The sequence below is a fragment of the Bacteroides helcogenes P 36-108 genome (assembly GCF_000186225.1).
In the GTDB taxonomy this organism is placed as follows: domain Bacteria; phylum Bacteroidota; class Bacteroidia; order Bacteroidales; family Bacteroidaceae; genus Bacteroides; species Bacteroides helcogenes.
Genome location: NC_014933.1, coordinates 1,451,851 through 1,469,850 on the forward strand (window position 1 = coordinate 1,451,851; position 18,000 = coordinate 1,469,850).

At 46.9% G+C, this 18,000-nt stretch carries 13 protein-coding genes; 8 read left to right on the top strand and 5 right to left on the bottom strand.

The window, feature by feature from the left end:
* The first annotated feature begins 278 nt into the window (after positions 1 to 278).
* The 8 genes from BACHE_RS05770 to rodA all read left to right on the top strand — a co-directional run bounded on the left by BACHE_RS05770 (position 279) and on the right by rodA (position 11,769).
* Positions 279 to 2,249 (top strand): ABC-F family ATP-binding cassette domain-containing protein, encoded by a 1,971-nt coding sequence (locus BACHE_RS05770; protein ID WP_013546748.1) that lies wholly within the window; start codon positions 279 to 281, stop codon positions 2,247 to 2,249.
* A gap of 33 nt (positions 2,250 to 2,282) precedes the next feature.
* Positions 2,283 to 4,319: a M13 family metallopeptidase gene (locus BACHE_RS05775; RefSeq protein ID WP_013546749.1), complete on the top strand. Its 2,037-nt coding sequence runs from the start codon at positions 2,283 to 2,285 to the stop codon at positions 4,317 to 4,319.
* Between the two features lie 162 nt (positions 4,320 to 4,481).
* Positions 4,482 to 6,005, top strand: a complete 1,524-nt coding sequence (gene purH, locus BACHE_RS05780) for a bifunctional phosphoribosylaminoimidazolecarboxamide formyltransferase/IMP cyclohydrolase (RefSeq protein WP_013546750.1) — start codon at positions 4,482 to 4,484, stop codon at positions 6,003 to 6,005.
* Between the two features lie 6 nt (positions 6,006 to 6,011).
* Complete coding sequence (locus tag BACHE_RS05785; RefSeq protein WP_005652290.1) at positions 6,012 to 7,034, top strand: rod shape-determining protein; 1,023 nt, start codon at positions 6,012 to 6,014, stop codon at positions 7,032 to 7,034.
* Positions 7,035 to 7,041: 7 nt separating this feature from the next.
* Positions 7,042 to 7,887: a rod shape-determining protein MreC gene (gene mreC, locus BACHE_RS05790; protein ID WP_013546751.1), complete on the top strand. Its 846-nt coding sequence runs from the start codon at positions 7,042 to 7,044 to the stop codon at positions 7,885 to 7,887.
* Positions 7,887 to 8,387 (top strand): rod shape-determining protein MreD, encoded by a 501-nt coding sequence (gene mreD / locus BACHE_RS05795; RefSeq protein ID WP_013546752.1) that lies wholly within the window; start codon positions 7,887 to 7,889, stop codon positions 8,385 to 8,387. The genes mreC and mreD overlap by 1 nt, the downstream gene beginning before the upstream one ends.
* A 24-nt stretch (positions 8,388 to 8,411) precedes the next feature.
* Positions 8,412 to 10,280 (top strand): penicillin-binding protein 2, encoded by a 1,869-nt coding sequence (mrdA, locus tag BACHE_RS05800; RefSeq protein WP_013546753.1) that lies wholly within the window; start codon positions 8,412 to 8,414, stop codon positions 10,278 to 10,280.
* Between the two features lie 31 nt (positions 10,281 to 10,311).
* Positions 10,312 to 11,769 (top strand): rod shape-determining protein RodA, encoded by a 1,458-nt coding sequence (gene rodA, locus BACHE_RS05805; RefSeq protein WP_013546754.1) that lies wholly within the window; start codon positions 10,312 to 10,314, stop codon positions 11,767 to 11,769.
* A gap of 16 nt (positions 11,770 to 11,785) precedes the next feature.
* Here the strand turns inward: rodA and BACHE_RS05810 are convergent, their stop codons facing one another.
* From BACHE_RS05810 to BACHE_RS05830, 5 genes are all read right to left on the bottom strand, one after another.
* Positions 11,786 to 12,274, bottom strand: a complete 489-nt coding sequence (locus BACHE_RS05810) for a gliding motility lipoprotein GldH (protein ID WP_013546755.1) — start codon at positions 12,272 to 12,274, stop codon at positions 11,786 to 11,788.
* Entirely contained in the window at positions 12,252 to 13,634 is a 1,383-nt protein-coding gene (locus BACHE_RS05815) for a PSP1 domain-containing protein (protein ID WP_013546756.1), read from the bottom strand. The genes BACHE_RS05810 and BACHE_RS05815 overlap by 23 nt, the downstream gene beginning before the upstream one ends.
* 6 nt (positions 13,635 to 13,640) lie before the next feature.
* Positions 13,641 to 14,771 (bottom strand): DNA polymerase III subunit delta', encoded by a 1,131-nt coding sequence (holB, locus tag BACHE_RS05820; RefSeq protein ID WP_013546757.1) that lies wholly within the window; start codon positions 14,769 to 14,771, stop codon positions 13,641 to 13,643.
* A gap of 56 nt (positions 14,772 to 14,827) precedes the next feature.
* On the bottom strand, positions 14,828 to 15,781 hold the full coding sequence (gene metF, locus BACHE_RS05825) for a methylenetetrahydrofolate reductase [NAD(P)H] (RefSeq protein WP_013546758.1): 954 nt from the start codon (positions 15,779 to 15,781) through the stop codon (positions 14,828 to 14,830).
* Between the two features lie 93 nt (positions 15,782 to 15,874).
* Positions 15,875 to 17,785, bottom strand: a complete 1,911-nt coding sequence (locus BACHE_RS05830) for a fimbrillin family protein (protein WP_013546759.1) — start codon at positions 17,783 to 17,785, stop codon at positions 15,875 to 15,877.
* Positions 17,786 to 18,000 lie beyond the last annotated feature (215 nt).

The following is an 18,000-nucleotide window of genomic DNA, read 5'->3' on the forward strand; positions in this document are numbered from 1 at the left end:
AAAACTTACGGCTTCTTTGCTGCCGTAATAGGGTATGATACAGAACCACCTTCACTATACGACTGAAATGCCATCAGTCGTATACTTAAACTATTTCAGTCGTATAGTGAATTCCCCCCCTGACACAGCCCCTTGTGGCGGGGGATGAGACAAAAACAGGAACTATTGATTTATTTGTACAAAACTGATTTTATGAGTAACAAATCGCTCCGGCGGCCATGGCATAACGTTTAAAATCGCTACCTTTGCTCCCTCTAAACGATAATTTCATTGACACTATGATATCTGTAGAAGGACTGAAGGTGGAATTTAACGCCACGCCTCTGTTTGAAGACGTCTCTTATGTAATCAACAAGAAAGACCGCATAGCCCTTGTAGGCAAGAACGGTGCGGGCAAGTCCACCATGCTCAAAATACTGGCAGGCTTGCAGCAACCCACTTCGGGCGTTGTAGCCACTCCCCGCGAGTGCACCGTCGGCTATCTGCCGCAGGTGATGATACTCAGCGATGAACGCACTGTGATGCAAGAGGCCGAGCTTGCCTTCGACCATATCTTCGAGATGCAGGCAGACATCGAGCGCATGAACCGCCGGCTTGCCGAGCGCACCGATTACGAGAGCGAAGACTATCAGAAACTCATCGACCGCTTCACCCACGAGAATGAACGTTTCCTGATGATGGGCGGAACCAACTATCGTGCCGAAATAGAACGTACCCTTCAGGGGCTGGGCTTCGGCCGTGATGACTTCGACCGTTCCACGAGCGAGTTCTCCGGCGGATGGCGTATGCGTATCGAGCTTGCAAAACTGCTGCTCCGCCGTCCCGACGTATTGCTGCTCGATGAGCCTACCAATCACCTTGACATCGAGAGCATACAATGGCTGGAAAACTTTCTTGCCACCCGTGCCAATGCGGTAGTGTTGGTCAGCCACGACCGTGCCTTTCTTAATAATGTAACTACCCGTACTATTGAAATCACTTGCGGACGCATCTACGACTATAAAGTGAAGTATGACGAGTTTGTAGTGCTGCGCAAGGAACGTCGCGAGCAGCAACTCCGTGCCTACGAGAATCAGCAGAAGCAGATACAGGACACGGAAGACTTCATCGAACGTTTCCGTTACAAGGCCACGAAAGCCGTGCAGGTACAGAGCCGCATCAAACAACTGGAGAAGATAGAACGTATTGAGGTGGACGAAGAAGACAACTCCTCGCTTCGTCTTAAATTTGTGTGCAGCAGCCGCAGCGGTAATTATCCCGTCATCTGCGAGGATGTGGCGAAAGCATACGGCGGGCACGTTATCTTCCACGACGTGAATCTCACCATCAACCGTGGCGAGAAGGTAGCGTTTGTGGGCAAGAACGGCGAAGGAAAGTCCACGCTCGTGAAGTGTATCATGGACGAGATTGCCGACTATACCGGAAAGCTGACCTTGGGGCACAACGTGCAGATAGGTTACTTTGCCCAAAATCAGGCGCAGATGCTGGACGGTGAGCTTACCGTATTCGACACCATAGACCGCGTGGCTACGGGAGATGTCCGCCTGAAGATACGCGACATACTCGGCGCTTTCATGTTCGGTGGCGAGGCTTCGGACAAAAAGGTGAAAGTGCTGTCCGGCGGCGAGCGCACCCGCCTTGCCATGATAAAGCTGCTGCTGGAGCCTGTGAACTTCCTGATACTGGATGAACCGACCAATCATCTTGACATGCGTTCCAAGGATGTATTGAAGGATGCCATCCGGGAGTTTGACGGTACGGTGATAATTGTGAGCCATGATCGTGATTTTCTTGACGGACTGGCGACTAAAGTATATGAGTTCGGTGGCGGACTGGTGAAAGAGCACCTCTGCGGAATCTACGAGTTCCTGCAGAAGAAGCAGATTGAGAATTTGAACGACCTGCAGAAATCATCTTCACTGCCGGCCTCGCCCACGGCAGGCAAGACAGCTTCGGGCGGTAGTGCCGGAACGGAAGCGGAGCAACCTTCTGCAGCCAAACTATCGTATGAGGAACAGAAGGAATTCAACAAGAAATTGAAGAAACTGGAACGCCGCGTGGCGGATTGCGAGGCTGAGATAGAGCAGACTGAAGCCGCCGTCGCCATTTTGGAAGCTAAGATGGCCACTCCGGAAGGTGCGGCGGATATGTCCCTTTATGAACAGCATCAGAAGTTGAAGCAGCAATTGGACCGCGTGATGGAAGAATGGGAGGAAGCATCGACCCGGCTGGACGTGGCGAAAGAATGAAGAAAGATTGAATTTTTTAAATATCAGTAGATTATGAACGTGAAACATTACCTTCCTGTCGCAGCATTCTGCCTGATGGCAACATCCTGCGGCACAGGCAAGCAGCAGCCCGGACTTACTGCCGGCATTCAACTTGCCAATCTTGACACAACGGCCCTGCCCGGAACAGATTTCTACCAATACGCCTGCGGCGGCTGGATGAAGAATAATCCCATTCCCGGAGAATATTCGCAATACGGCTCATTCACCATTCTTGCGGAGAACAACCGCAAGCAGATTCAAGGACTCATTGAAGAACTGGCCGCCACTCGGCACGAGGCAGGCACTGTGGCACAGAAGATAGGTGACCTTTATAAGATTGTTATGGACAGCGTGAAGCTGAACGGGGATGGTGTGACTCCCATCAAAGCCGAACTCGACAGATTGGGAGCATTGAAGGATACTAAAGAAGTGTATGCCTTGCTGGGCGAATTGCAGAAGAAAGGCATTGTGGCCTACAACCTGCTGTATGTGGGAGCCGACGAGATGAACAGTAGCATGAATGCCGTGATGTCCTATCAGGCCGGACTGAGCATGGGTGAGCGTGAATATTATCTGGAGGACGATGAGGCCACAGCCAAAATCCGCGACGCTTTCCGCATCCATGTGCAGAAGATGTACTGCTTGACAGGCTTCGACGAGGCCACTGCCAAGAGAGGAATGGAAGTGGTGATGGATGTGGAGACACGACTTGCCAAAGCTTTCCGTTCGCGTACGGAATTGCGTGACCCGCACGCCAACTACAACAAGATGTCTCTGGAAGAATTGAAGAAGAATTATCCCACCTTCGACTGGGATGCTTACCTGGCAGCCATGGGGATGCAGGGTGCAAAAGAGATTATTGTAGGCCAGCCTGCTTCTCTGAAAGCGGCCGCCGACATTCTGGACACCTTGCCCGTAGAGCAGCAGGGCCTCTATCTGCAATGGAAGTTGATTGATGCTGCCGCAAGCTCCTTGAACGATGCTATGGCAGAACAAAACTTCGACTTCTATGAGCGTACCATGAGTGGCACTCAGGAAATGCAACCCCGTTGGAAAAGGGCGGTCAGCACCGTGAGCTCGGCGCTGGGAGAGGCGGTAGGCCGGATGTATGTAGAGAAATACTTCCCTGCCGCTGCCAAGGAGCGTATGGTGACTTTGGTGAAGAATCTTCAGGAAAGCCTGGGCGAACGCATCAAGAACCTTGCTTGGATGGGTGATTCTACAAAAGTGAAGGCGCTGGAGAAGCTTGCCACTTTCCATGTGAAAATAGGATATCCCGACAAGTGGAAAGACTATTCCACCCTGGAAGTGAAGAACGACTCTTACTGGGCCAATATGGAACGTGCCAACGAATGGGAACATGCCGAGATGGTGGCCAAGATGGGCAAGCCGGTGGACAAGGACGAGTGGGGGATGACTCCGCAGACCGTCAATGCCTACTATAATCCGACAACGAATGAAATCTGCTTCCCGGCAGGCATCCTGCAATACCCGTTTTTCGACATGCAGGCGGATGATGCTTTCAATTACGGCGCCATCGGTGTAGTGATCGGTCACGAAATGACCCACGGATTTGACGACCAGGGCCGTCAATATGACAAGGATGGTAACTTGAAAGATTGGTGGACTGCTGAAGATTCCAAACGCTTTGACGAGCGTGCGCAGGTGATGGTGGATTTCTTCGACAGCATTGAGGTGGCTCCGGGTGTGCATGCCAACGGACGCATGACCTTGGGCGAGAACATAGCCGACCACGGTGGCTTGCAGGTTGCTTTCCAGGCATTCAAGAAAGCCACGGCTAATGCTCCGCTTGAAGTGAAAGACGGCTTTACTCCCGAACAGCGTTTCTTCCTGGCCTATGCCGGTGTATGGGGCAACAATATCCGTCCCGAAGAAGTGCTGAACCGCGTGAAGAGTGATGTGCATTCACTGGGCAAGTGGCGTGTAAATGGTGCATTGCCGCAAATAGGCGCTTGGTACGAGGCATTCAACATTACAGAAAAAGATCCGTTGTTCTTGCCGGTAGAGAAGCGTGTCTCTATCTGGTAAAGCAAGAAAATAACTCCTGAAAAAAGGCGGCAGGCTGGTGACAGATGCCGCCTTTTTTAATTATACCTAATTTATTGTATATGAATGTATGTGCAAATAAACAAAATTAGTAACTTTGCAATCTCAAAATACTAATATACGCATACTTTAATACGCAAATCCATGTCTGAAACAAAAAGAATTAAAACAGCTTTGGTATCAGTTTACCATAAGGAAGGTTTGGATGAAATCATCACCAAACTGCATGAAGAGGGGGTGGAGTTCCTCTCGACCGGTGGAACCCGCCAATTTATAGAATCTTTGGGTTATCCCTGCAAAGCAGTGGAGGATCTCACTTCATATCCTTCCATTTTGGGCGGTCGTGTAAAGACCTTGCATCCGAAGGTTTTCGGAGGCATTCTCTGTCGCCGGGGGCTGGAGCAAGACATGCAGCAGATTGATAAATATGAAATTCCTGAAATAGACCTCGTGATTGTTGACCTTTATCCGTTTGAGGCAACCGTAGCCGGCGGAGCCGAAGAAGCTGCTGTCATCGAGAAGATTGATATAGGTGGAATCTCTCTGATTCGTGCCGCTGCCAAAAACTTCAACGACGTGGTAATCATCGCATCCCAGGCGCAATATCAGCCTTTCCGGGACATGCTGATGGAGCATGGCGCCACTACTTCCCTCGAAGAACGCCGCTGGTTTGCCAAAGAGGCTTTTGCCGTTTCTTCCCATTATGATTCGGCCATCTTCAATTATTTCGACGGTGAGGAAGGCTCTGCTTTCCGCCAGTCCGCCAATAACCAGAAGATGTTGCGTTACGGTGAGAACCCGCACCAGAAAGGCTATTTCTACGGTAATCTCGATGCTATGTTCGACCAGATTCACGGCAAGGAAATTTCCTACAATAATCTGCTGGACATCAATGCCGCCGTTGATTTGATCGATGAATTCGGCGAAACGACTTTCGCCATCCTGAAGCACAACAATGCCTGCGGTCTGGCTTCGCGTCCCACTGTGCTCGAAGCATGGAATGATGCCCTTGCCGGTGATCCGGTATCCGCTTTTGGAGGTGTGCTGATTACGAACGCTGTAGTTGACAAAGCTGCCGCCGAGGAAATCACAAAGATATTCTTTGAAGTCATCATTGCTCCCGATTATGACGTGGATGCTTTGGAAATTCTCGGACAGAAGAAAAACCGTATCATTCTTGTCCGCAAGCCTGCCGCCCTGCCTAAGAAGCAGTTCCGTTCTTTGCTGAACGGTGTGCTGGTACAAGACCGTGACCTCAAGGTAGAGACTTCCGGAGATCTGAAGACTGTGACGGCAAAGACACCTGCCGCCGGGGAGATTGAAGATATGCTCTTTGCAAATAAGATCGTGAAGAACAGCAAGTCAAACGCCATCGTATTGGCTAAAGGCAAACAACTCCTGGCAAGCGGTGTGGGACAGACCAGCCGCGTGGATGCTTTGAAGCAAGCCATTGAGAAAGCCAAAAATTTTGGTTTCGACCTGAATGGAGCAGTAATGGCAAGCGACGCCTTCTTCCCTTTCCCTGATTGTGTGGAAATAGCGGGCAATGAAGGAGTGACGGCTGTCATCCAACCGGGTGGAAGCATCAAGGACGAGCTTTCGTTTGAATATTGCAACGAACATGGTATTGCAATGGTTATTACAGGATTCCGTCATTTTAAACACTAAATAACAATGGGATTATTCTCTTTTACACAAGAAATAGCGATGGATCTTGGCACAGCCAATACCATCATCACTACGAACGGCAAGATTGTAGTGGATGAGCCTTCGGTAGTGGCGCTGGACCGTCGTACAGACAAGATGATCGCTGTGGGCGAAAAGGCAAAGTTGATGCACGAAAAGACCCACGAAAACATACGTACTATCCGTCCGCTTCGCGACGGTGTGATTGCCGACTTCTATGCTTGCGAGCAGATGATACGCGGACTGATCAAGATGGTGAACAACCGCAACCGTTTGTTTTCTCCTTCACTCCGTATGGTAATCGGTGTTCCTTCGGGCAGTACCGAAGTTGAGCTTCGTGCTGTGCGCGACTCTGCCGAGCATGCCGGTGGACGTGATGTCTATTTGATTTTTGAGCCTATGGCTGCCGCTATCGGCATCGGTATTGACGTGGAAGCTCCGGAAGGTAACATGATTGTTGATATAGGCGGTGGTTCTACGGAAATTGCCGTTATCTCTTTAGGAGGTATCGTTTCCAACAACTCCATCCGTATAGCCGGTGATGATCTGACTGCTGATATTCAGGAATACATGAGTCGCCAACATAATGTGAAAGTCAGCGAACGTATGGCCGAGCGTATTAAAATCAATGTAGGTGCTGCTCTGACCGAACTCGGTGAAGATGCTCCCGAAGATTATATCGTTCATGGTCCGAACCGTATTACGGCATTACCTATGGAAGTACCCGTATGCTATCAGGAAGTGGCGCACTGTCTGGAGAAGTCCATTTCCAAAATCGAGACGGCCATCTTGAGCGCATTGGAAAATACTCCTCCCGAATTGTATGCCGACATTGTACACAACGGCATCTATCTGGCTGGTGGAGGTGCTTTGCTCCGTGGACTTGACAAACGTCTGACAGATAAGATAAATATACCGTTCCACATAGCGGAAGACCCCTTGCACGCAGTAGCCAAAGGTACAGGCGTTGCATTGAAGAATGTTGACCGCTTCTCATTCTTGATGCGTTGACGGGTATATGCGAAATTTACTGAACTTCCTTATTAAATACAATTACTGGTTCCTCTTTCTGTTGTTAGAGGTTACCAGTTTTGTTTTATTATTCCGTTTCAATCATTACCAGCAGAGTGTTTATTTTACATCTGCCAACGGAATAGCGGGGAAGGTTTATGAAGTTTCGGGAGGCATCAGCTCATATTTTCATTTGAAGGCGGTCAATGAGGATTTGCTTGACCGCAATATGTTACTGGAACAAAAGGTGGCTTTTCTGGAGAAGACCTTGAAGGAAAAGGGGATGGATTCTGCCAGATTGTATAGTTTGGAAAGACTTGCTCCGGAGGAGTACTGTATCTTTAAAGCGAATGTTGTGAAGAACAGCCTGACGCGGGCAGATAATTACGTAACTCTTGACCGTGGCACGGCAGACGGGATTCGTCAGGAAATGGGAGTGGTGGATGCTAACGGCGTAGTGGGTATCGTGTATAAAACCTCTCCGCATTACTCGTTGGTAATCCCTTTGTTGAACAGCAAGTCCAGCATCAGTTGCAAGATTGTGGGTAGTGCCTACTTTGGCTATCTGAAGTGGGAAGGCGGGGATTCCCGTTTTGCTTATTTGAAGGATTTGCCTCGTCATGCCGAATTCAATCTGGGCGATACGGTGGTTACCAGCGGTTATTCTGCGGTATTTCCCGAAGGAGTGATGGTGGGCACTGTGGATGATATGTCCGATTCGCACGACGGACTTTCGTATCTGTTGAAGATTAAGCTGGCTACGGATTTCGGAAAAGTGAGCAGTGTGCGTGTCATTTCGCGGAACGGGCGGGAAGAACAAAAAACATTGGAAGCAAGGGAAGAAGAAAAATAATGGTTTTCAATTATTTGCATAAAATAGGGTGGTTTGTCGGTTTGCTGTTTTTGCAGGTGCTGATATTGAATAATGTGCATATCGCAGGATATGCGACCCCATTTCTGTATATCTATCTGATATTGAAATTTGAGTCGGATGTGTCTCGGAATACCTTGATGCTATGGGCTTTTTTCATGGGGTTGGCTGTCGATGTCTTTTCGGACACTCCGGGCATGAATGCGTCTGCCATAGTTTTACTGGCTTTTCTGCGTCCTGTTTTCCTCCGTTTGTTTGTTCCCCGTGACACGTTGGATTCCTTGGTTCCTTCAATTCGTGCGATGGGTATATTTCCTTTTCTGAAATATTTGATTGTCAGTGTCTTTGTACATCATGGAATACTGCTTGCCATCGAATTCTTCTCTTTTGCTCATATCGGCGTATTGTTGTTGAGGATTGTGGCAAGCACTTTGCTGACTGTGACGTGTATTATGGCTGTAGAAGGAATAAGAAAAAAATGATTTAGTGCTAAGTGATTAATTTGCATGGCAAAAGATTATATACTGGAAAAGCGGAAATATGTGATAGGCATGACGGCCGCCGTCATTGTCTTTATCTACATATTGCGCCTGTTCGACTTGCAGATCATGACAGATGATTACAAGAAGAATGCGGACAGTAATGCTTTTCTGAACAAAATACAATACCCCTCCCGGGGAGCAATTTATGACCGGAACGGCAAATTGCTGGTGTTCAACCAACCTGCTTATGATATTACTTTTGTGCCGCGTGAGGTGACACAACTGGATACGCTTGATCTGTGCCGTACGCTGAATATTACTTTGGAACAGTTCAGGAAGAGGATGAAGGATGTAAAGAACCGTTGGATGAATCCGGGTTACTCCAAATATACGCATCAGGTATTTATGACTCAATTATCTGCTGAGGAATGCGGAGTGTTTCAGGAAAAACTGTTCAAGTTTCCCGGCTTTTATATCCAGCGCCGTACCATCCGCCAATATACTTACAATTCTGCCGGTCACGCATTGGGTGATATCGGAGAAGTCTCCATGAAGGATATTGAAAATGATGATTACTATATCCGTGGCGATTATATCGGAAAGCAGGGAATTGAAAAATCTTATGAGAAATATCTCCGTGGTGAGAAAGGTGTTGAAATTCTGCTCCGTGATGCTCACGGACGTATTCAAGGTCACTATATGGATGGAAAGCTGGACCGGCCGGCTATTCCGGGGAAAAATCTTACTTTAGGTCTTGACATTGACTTGCAGATGCTGGGAGAACGGTTGCTGCAACATAAGATCGGTTCTATCGTGGCAATTGAGCCTGCTACCGGTGAGATATTGTGCATGGTGTCTTCACCCTCATTTGATCCCCACTTGATGATCGGACGTCAGCGTGGCAAGAATCACCGGGCATTACAGATGGACAAGCGGAAACCTTTACTCAACCGTGCCATAATGGGGGCTTATCCGCCGGGATCTACATTCAAGACTGCACAGGCATTGACGTTTCTGCAGGAAGGCATTATCCATGAAGATTACCCGGTTTTTCCTTGTTCTCATGGCTTCAGTTATGGAAATCTCCATGTGGGATGCCACGGACATGCCTCGCCGTTGCCTTTGGTTCCTGCTATTGCCACTTCATGTAATTCTTATTTCTGCTGGGGATTGTTCCGTATGTTTGGTGACAAGAAATATGGATCACCGCAAAATGCCATCACAGTGTGGAAAGATCACATGGTTTCGCAAGGCTTTGGTTATAAATTGGGTACTGATCTGCCCGGTGAGCAACGGGGATTGATCCCGAATGCGAAGTTTTATGACAAGGCATATCGCGGTTCATGGAACGGACTGACAGTCATCAGTATTGCCATCGGACAGGGAGAAATCCTTTCCACACCTTTGCAGATAGCCAACCTTTGCGCAACTATCGCCAATAGGGGACATTTTACGACTCCTCATATTGTGAAGGAAATACAGGATAATCGGTTGGACAGCCTTTATCGCTTTCCGCATTATCCCACTATAAAGCGTGAATATTATGATGAGGTGGTGAAAGGAATGCGTGCTGCCGTTACCGGAAGTACGGGTAGCGCCACCTGTCGCATGGTCGGTACTATTCTTCCCGGTGTAGAGGCGTGTGGTAAAACGGGAACGGCACAAAATAGGGGAAAAGACCATTCTGTCTTCATGGGGTTTGCGCCGATGGACAAGCCTAAGATAGCTATTGCAGTGTATGTGGAAAACGGTGGATTCGGAGCTGTCTATGGAGTTCCTATCGGTGCTATGATGATGGACCAGTATTTGCATGGAAAATTGTCTCCTGAGAATGAGGCACTGGCAGAAGAATTCAGTAATAGAGTGATACTCTATGGTGATGAGGAAAGATAATGAATTGTAAACTGTTAAATTGTAGGATGAGTTGGTGACAAGGAGAGATAGTATATGGAAATCGTTGGATTGGATGACGATTGTTGTTTACCTGATACTGATTGTATTTGGCTGGTTTAGTATTTGCGGGGCAAGTTATGACTATGGTGACCGTGATTTTCTGGATTTCTCTACTCGTGCCGGAAAGCAATTCGTTTGGATTATATGTTCTTTCGGATTGGGGTTTGTCTTGTTGATGCTTGATGATACTCTTTACGATATGTTTTCCTACCTTATATATATAGGGCTGATGCTATTGTTGGTGGTCACGATATTTATTGCGCCCGATACGAAAGGCTCTCGTTCATGGCTGATTCTGGGCCCTGTCAGTTTGCAGCCGGCTGAATTTGCCAAGTTTGCCACGGCATTGGCGCTTGCCAAATATATGAGTGCTTATTCATTTACGATGAAGAACTGGAAGCATGCGCTGATGCTGGCCTTTCTGATCCTTTTCCCTATGGTGCTGATTATCCTGCAACGGGAGACGGGTTCCGCGCTGGTATATTCCGCTTTTTTCCTGATGCTTTATCGAGAAGGGATGCCTGGAGTCGTCCTGTTTTCCGGCCTTTGTGCAATTGTATATTTTGTTGTGGGAATCCGTTTTGATACGGTGATGATTGCCGATACGCCTACGCCTATCGGAGAATTTGCGGTGTTGTTAATGGTCTTAATTTTCGCCGCAGGCATGGTTTGGGTATATAAGAAGAGATGGGGGCCTGTGCGTAATATACTATTTGGCTCATTGGGCATATTGTTCATAGCCTATCTGATTTCGGAACATGTGGCTCACTTTAATTTGGTATGGGTGCAGTGGGGGCTTTGTGCGGTTGTTATCGGCTATCTTATTTTCCTTTCCCTGAGCGAGCGCCATTTAAGTTATTTCCTGATAGGACTATTTGCCTTAGGTTCCATCGGCTTTCTCTATTCCAGTGATTATTTTTTTAATAAGGTGCTGGAGCCGCATCAGCAGATACGTATCAAGGTTGTATTGGGCATGGAGGAAGATTTGGCGGGCGCCGGTTACAATGTGAATCAGTCTAAGATTGCCATTGGCTCCGGTGGATTGACGGGTAAGGGCTTCCTGAACGGTACACAGACTAAATTGAAATATGTTCCCGAACAAGACACGGACTTTATTTTTTGTACCGTAGGTGAGGAAGAGGGCTTTATCGGCTCTGCCGCAGTATTGCTTTTATTCCTCATTCTGATATTGAGGCTAATAGCAGTTGCGGAACGGCAACCTTCTGCGTTTGGCAGGGTGTATGGTTATTCGGTGCTAAGTATTTTCTTGTTCCATTTGTTTATCAATGTTGGCATGGTGCTGGGATTGACGCCTGTAATTGGTATTCCTTTGCCCTTTTTCAGTTATGGTGGTTCTTCCCTTTGGGGCTTCACCATTTTGCTGTTTATTTTCCTGCGGATTGATGCAGGCAGAAACAGGAGGCTTTGACTTACCGGTACAGGGATCAGGGCTTTTCCAACTTGATTCCTATATCGTTGATTCCCTTCAGTTTTTCATCGGGTAAAGTGTAGGCTATTTTGAAGCGATAGATGCCGGCTTTCCCGATTCGGATATTTCCGGCTGGAAAGGAGGTCTGATATAAGCCGCCCCAACCGTCGCCTTTCCACACTCCCTCTTCGTTGGCCAGGGTGAATTGTAATGAGTCGGCCGGAGAGGTATGTTTGTCGGGATTGTCATAGCAAACGGATAAATTGATGTTTTGATAGGGATAGCTATTCCGGTTACGGATTTCCACGGATAATTTATAGTAAGTCAAAGAGTCTGTAACTTCTACATTGAAGCGGAGCGTATCTTTCCGTTGCCACCCTGCAGTGGGGAGAGATTGGAAAGTATGGTATATCTGCTGTTTGTTGCAGGCACTTAATACGCCGGCTACAAACAGCAGAATAATACTTTTCAGGTAGAATCTCTTATTCTTGAGAAGGCTTGTCATTGTTTGAGGACTTTTCTCCTTGAGGTCTGGGTTTGCTATTACGGGGCTTGCGGTTGCTGGTCCGTTGAGGCCTGTCTCCACCGCCTTGCTTTTGCTGGTCTTTCGGTCTTGGCTGCTCCCCCTGTCTGGATTGCTGGCTTCGTTTTGCTTCTTCTTGGGTAGCTTGTTCACCTTGTTTCTGGTCTTGAGGTTGAGGAGTGGGGCCATTACCCTGTATGCGGTTATTGTTGCTTTTCTTCCTTTTTCTATTCCGGTTTCCATTGCCGTTTTCACCGTTGCTTTCACCGTTATTTCTGCTTTTGCGGCCACGGTCAAAACGGGTGAGGCTCTCTTGTTCCAATAAATCCACGGGTTTCTTAGGTTCGGAACGGTGGGTCTCTTCCATGAGATTGTCCGGTTTGATGCCTCGTCTGTTCAGCCCGATAATTTCAAATGCACGTTTCCCGCTGATAGTGACAAGGTTTGCCGGAATGTTTTTGTCGGATGAATAGGTAATCTGGTTGCTCAGTATATCTGCTTTGAAGAAGAAGAAAGTACCATCTTTAGTTTCCAGTCCGATTTCTCTGGAAGGCAAGCGTTTTTGAGCTTCTACATAGCAATCTACCTCGTAGTTGAGGCAACATTTCAGTTTGGCGCATTGGCCGGCCAGTTTTTGGGGATTCAGTGAAATGTCCTGATAACGGGCGGCACTGGTGGATACCGATACAAAAGAAGTCATCCAGGTGGCACAGCATAATTCGCGTCCGCAAGGACCGATTCCACCGATTCGGCCGGCTTCCTGGCGAGCGCCGATTTGCTTCATCTCAATGCGTACATGGAAAGCGTCCGCCAGTACCTTGATGAGCTGACGGAAATCTACACGTTCATCGGCAATGTAATAGAAGATAGCTTTATTGCCGTCTCCCTGATACTCTACGTCTCCGATTTTCATGTTGAGATTGAGATTCAGGGCTATTTGGCGTGCGCGTATCATGGTAGAATGCTCGCGCCCCTTTGCTTCATTGTATTTATCCATATCTACCGGCTTTGCTTTACGGTAGATGCGCTTGATGTCAGCTTCCGGCTTGATATTGGCTTTTCGCATTTGCAATGGTACAAGGCGTCCTGTCAAGGTCACCACGCCGATGTCATGTCCGGGAGTAGCTTCTACAGCGACAATATCTCCGTTTTCAAGAGGTATTTTGTTGCTATTGCGATAATAGCCTTTGCGGGTGTTTTTGAACTGGACTTCCACCATATCACTCTCTTCGGTGTTGCCGGGGATGTCGGCAAGCCAGTCATAAGTATTCAGTTGCTTGTTTTGCCTGCCGCAACTTTTGCAGCAAAGGCCTCCGCTTCCGTTATGTAGTTTAAATTCCATTCTTATCTATTGTTTTAATAATACAATCATTTTCAGTGAAAAATCAAAGAATACCATGCGGGCATTAACGTTCTGCCCGATGTGTATTTGCGCTTCGCTCAATTCATCCATAATGTTCATGACATTTCTTTCGTTGATAAAAGGGGCGAATCGGGTGGCGAAGTTTTGTTCCGGCATGGTCATGTAGTTCATCTCTTTGCAATGCAGGTTGTATATGAAGTTTTCCCGTATCATGCGTTGGCAATATTCAAGGTAGTTTTTTTGCCGTTCGCGTCCAAGACCGGCTACTTGTTCGCTCCATTGTTTCATTTCCCGTATCTTGCGTTGGTAAGAAAGGCGCATCAGGCTGACAAAAAGATTGAAGAAGAGTTCATTTTCTTCATTCAGATGGATGGTTTCCAGTGCCTTGATGAAATTTCCGTTGGCAAGGTGGGCAATAGATTTGCTGTCTTGGGATTGCACTCCGAACTTCTGTTGCAAGGCCTCTGCTATGGCGGATTCTTCTATTTTGGGAATATTGAAGCGTTGTGTACGGCTGAGGATGGTAGGCAATATCATTTCCGGTGCTTCCGAAACCAGCAGGAATACGGTTTTTTCGGGAGGTTCTTCCAATAGCTTCAACAGTTTGTTGGCGCATACCTGGTTCATTTTCTCCGGTTGCCATACGATAGTCACTTTATAACCGCCTTCGCTGGATTTCAGGCTCAGTTTCCGGATAATTTCATCACTTTCCTGAGCAAAGATCTGAGCTTGTTTGTTTTCGGCATCCATATCTTCCAGCCAGTGGTTGAGGTAGAAGTAGGACGAAGTCATCAATTGCTGTCTCCATTGAGGCAGAAAGTCGCTGCAGACAGATATCTTCGGACTTTTGGCCTTGTTCACGATGGGGAAAACGAAATGCACGTCCGGGTGTACAAGTTTGTTCCATTTTACACAAGAGGGGCAAGTGCCGCAAGCGTCTGTTTCCGTATGGTGGGGGCAACAGATATAACGGGCGTAAGCCAGCGCAAGTGGAAGTTTTCCTACTCCGGTGGGACCGCAGAAAAGTTGTGCATGTGGGATACGTCCTTCTTGCACTTCTTGTATCAGCCTTTGTTTGGCTGCTTCTTGTCCTATGATATTCTTAAAACTGAACAAAACAATTTGTTATTTAGTGGTTAATGCACAAAAAGCATCTTCTTTGGTTTAACAATTTAATAAATTTGTCGGGCCACTTCTTTAATGCTGTTTGTAGCTCCCACAGCATAGAAGTGCAGGCTTGGAATGCCGTGTGCCATAAGCTCTTTACATTGCTGTATGCACCATTCGATGCCTAATTGTTGTGCCTCCTCGTCGTTTTTACATTTCAAAGCTTCTTTGGTCAGTTCTTCCGGAAGATCGACCTTAAAAGTTTTGGGTATCATGCTGAGCTGAGATAGCTTCTTGAATGGCTTGATGCCTGGAATAATGGGAATGGTAATTCCTTCCTTACGGGCACGTTCCACAAAGTCAAAGTACTTACGGTTGTCGTAGAAAAGTTGGGTGACGGCATATTCGGCCCCTGCTTCCACCTTCTTCTTCAACCAATAGATATCTGTATTTATATTGGGGGCTTCTTCATGTTTTTCAGGATAGCAGGCCACGCCATAGGAGAACGGGGTGTTGGTTACTTTCATTTCGGAGCCGTCCACGAAAATTCCTTTATTGAAATTGTTGATCTGATCCTGTAATTCTATGGCATGATGGTAGCCGTTTCCTTCGGGAGTGAATACGGACTCATGTTTAGCTTTGTCACCCCGCAAAACAAGGAGGTCGGTAATTCCTAAGAATTGCAGGTCAAGCAATACATACTCTGTATCTTCACGGGTGAACCCGCTGCAAAGTATATGCGGGACCATGGTGATATTATATTTGTTCTGGATGGCGGCGGCTACGGCCACTGTGCCTGGGCGGCGGCGCAACCGGTTGCGTTGGAACAGCCCGTTTCCAAGGTCTTTATATACATATTCGCTACGGTGTGTGGTAATATTGATGTATTTGGGATCGAATTCCCGTAATGTATCTATGGTTTGATACAGCTTTTCGATTCCCGTACCTTTCAGTGGCGGCAATATTTCAAAAGAAAAAGCTGTTTTTTCGTTACTGTGTATCAGGTCGATTACTCTCATTTCTTTTTCGTTATCTTTGTCTAATTGGCAAAAATCTTGCACATTGGGAACAAAAATACGAAAAAGAAATGAGATATGTTGAAGCAGGTGCTATTATTCTTTTATACAGCGGATAGAAAGAGCTTTATAATAGTCTTTGCCAGTTGCCGAGGTCTGGTCTTTGAGGATTTCATTGCTCTGTCCCATAAAGAAAACTGTTTTTTCGGGTATCGTATTGCCGGTATAGTCCCAACTCCAGAATCCTGTCATTTTATACGCGTTGGCGTGATGGTCTCCAAACCACATTCCTGATGGATACACACTGAACATGGCCGTATTCGTAGCAGGCGTCACTACCCCTGTACCGTCGTCTGTTCCGGCAAATTTCCACTCTCCTGCTTTCAGCAAAGATGCGTTTCCCTTGATGTAAGTTGCCAGTTTATCCCAGTCATTTTCCGAAGGGATTTTCCATCCTTCAGGACTTAGTTCTTTTTCTTTTACCGCTTCCCCATTGTAAAAGTAGATGTCATAATCGGCAGGCTTGAAGTAGCCGGCGTCTTTCCCCAGTTCCGTCAGTTTTTCAATGGGGCTTCCATCCTGGTAAAAGATTGCGCATAAGTTCTTGCGCATCCAGTATTGTGTGCCTATTTTGATGACGGGGTATTCTTGCAGCCCTTCTCTGATGTCTCGTATAGTGTATTTTAGGACGTGGACATTGATTGGCGTTTCCGGCTTCTCCATGAGTACATTCCCTTTTCTGTCAAAGTAGATTTCATTGATGGCCTTGGAAGTGCCGGGACTATATGTGAATGTGTTTTCACCGCTGTTCCAGCAAATGGTTCCACCATTGACGGCTTCTTTGCTGTCGAGTAGCGACAGGATGGTTCCTTTGCTCAAGTCGGTTGTCTCATCTTCTTTTACCGGATAGCTGATGATGGCTTGGGAGGTCAGTTGGTCCGAAGTAAGGTATTCTTTGCAGATTTCGGCGATAGGCGTTCCCGCCGAATAGATCCGATATACATTTGATGCGGAGAAGGAGAGGACAGATATGTGTACGGCTGTGTAATCTTGGCTATTGTCCGTATTTTCTGTATATGTTTCTGCAGGCCATTCATTGATCGATCCGATAATGCCGTTCAAGGTGTTGCTTCCGGCTTTTATGGTAGCTATGTCTATCTCATATTGCACATTGCCATCTACTTTCTCCAATGCGGGTATTGCGCAACTGTATATCTGTCCGTTCCATTCTATTTGGAATGACTGTTTATCGTTGATTGATTGCGGTATGATGATGAATTCTTTTCCAGTCAGCCTGCCGTCTTCTATTTTCCAATTCCCTGCGGAAATGATGTCTGTTGACGCGCTGTGATTGCTGAAGGTTTCTGTCGTCAGATCGTATGTGGCTTGTGTGCAGAATCCGCAGGCTATGATTTCCGGATTACTCTCCAGCATGGCGTTTATGTCTTCATCCTTTTTAGGAGTGAGAGCGATTCTCACTTTGGAAAGCTTGTGGCTGTATGTCAGTTCTACCGCCTTGTCGCTGCTTGCTACTTTTTTTGCTTTGGCCGTGAGGAAGTCACTTTGTGAATACCCCTCACTGCTGCTTTGGTCTGTTTGTACAGATATAGCGATGGTGGAGTTACCGGTGGCGGCTCCTTGGGAGCGATAGGGGTAGTAACTGATGAAGTCCAATGCTGCGTCATCTCCTTCCGGATAGAATATACTTTTGGACGGGATGAGGGCATTGTTTTCTCCACAAGTCAGGCTCAGATTGTCGATATATCGTTTTCCGTCGATTTCCACTCCGTTCAGCATGGCATACAGACCTACCTTATCGCCTGTCTCGAACAAATTGTTGCTTGTTTTGGTTGAAGCTTTTTTTATTTTTATGGAGAACGTTATGGGAGTGTTCCCTTCTGTCGGTCCATCGTCACCTTCAATTTGGTTTACACAAGCTGTATTCCATAGGCCACAGCAAAAGAGTGTTGCGATGAACACTTTCTCTAAAAGCATGTTTTTCTTCATATTAATATGTTTTTAGGGGTGTTATTCCCCGGTTGTTCACAAAGGTACAGCATGTTAAAATAGATACTGTTTGTCAAAAAATGCGGGTAAATGTAGTTTTATATATTGATTCAGATACTATAAATCAGTAAAATCTTTTATAATTTATTTACTATACTTTGATTTTTTGCCTAACTTTACGGACTAAAATCGTAGATAGTAATAAGTTAAACCAT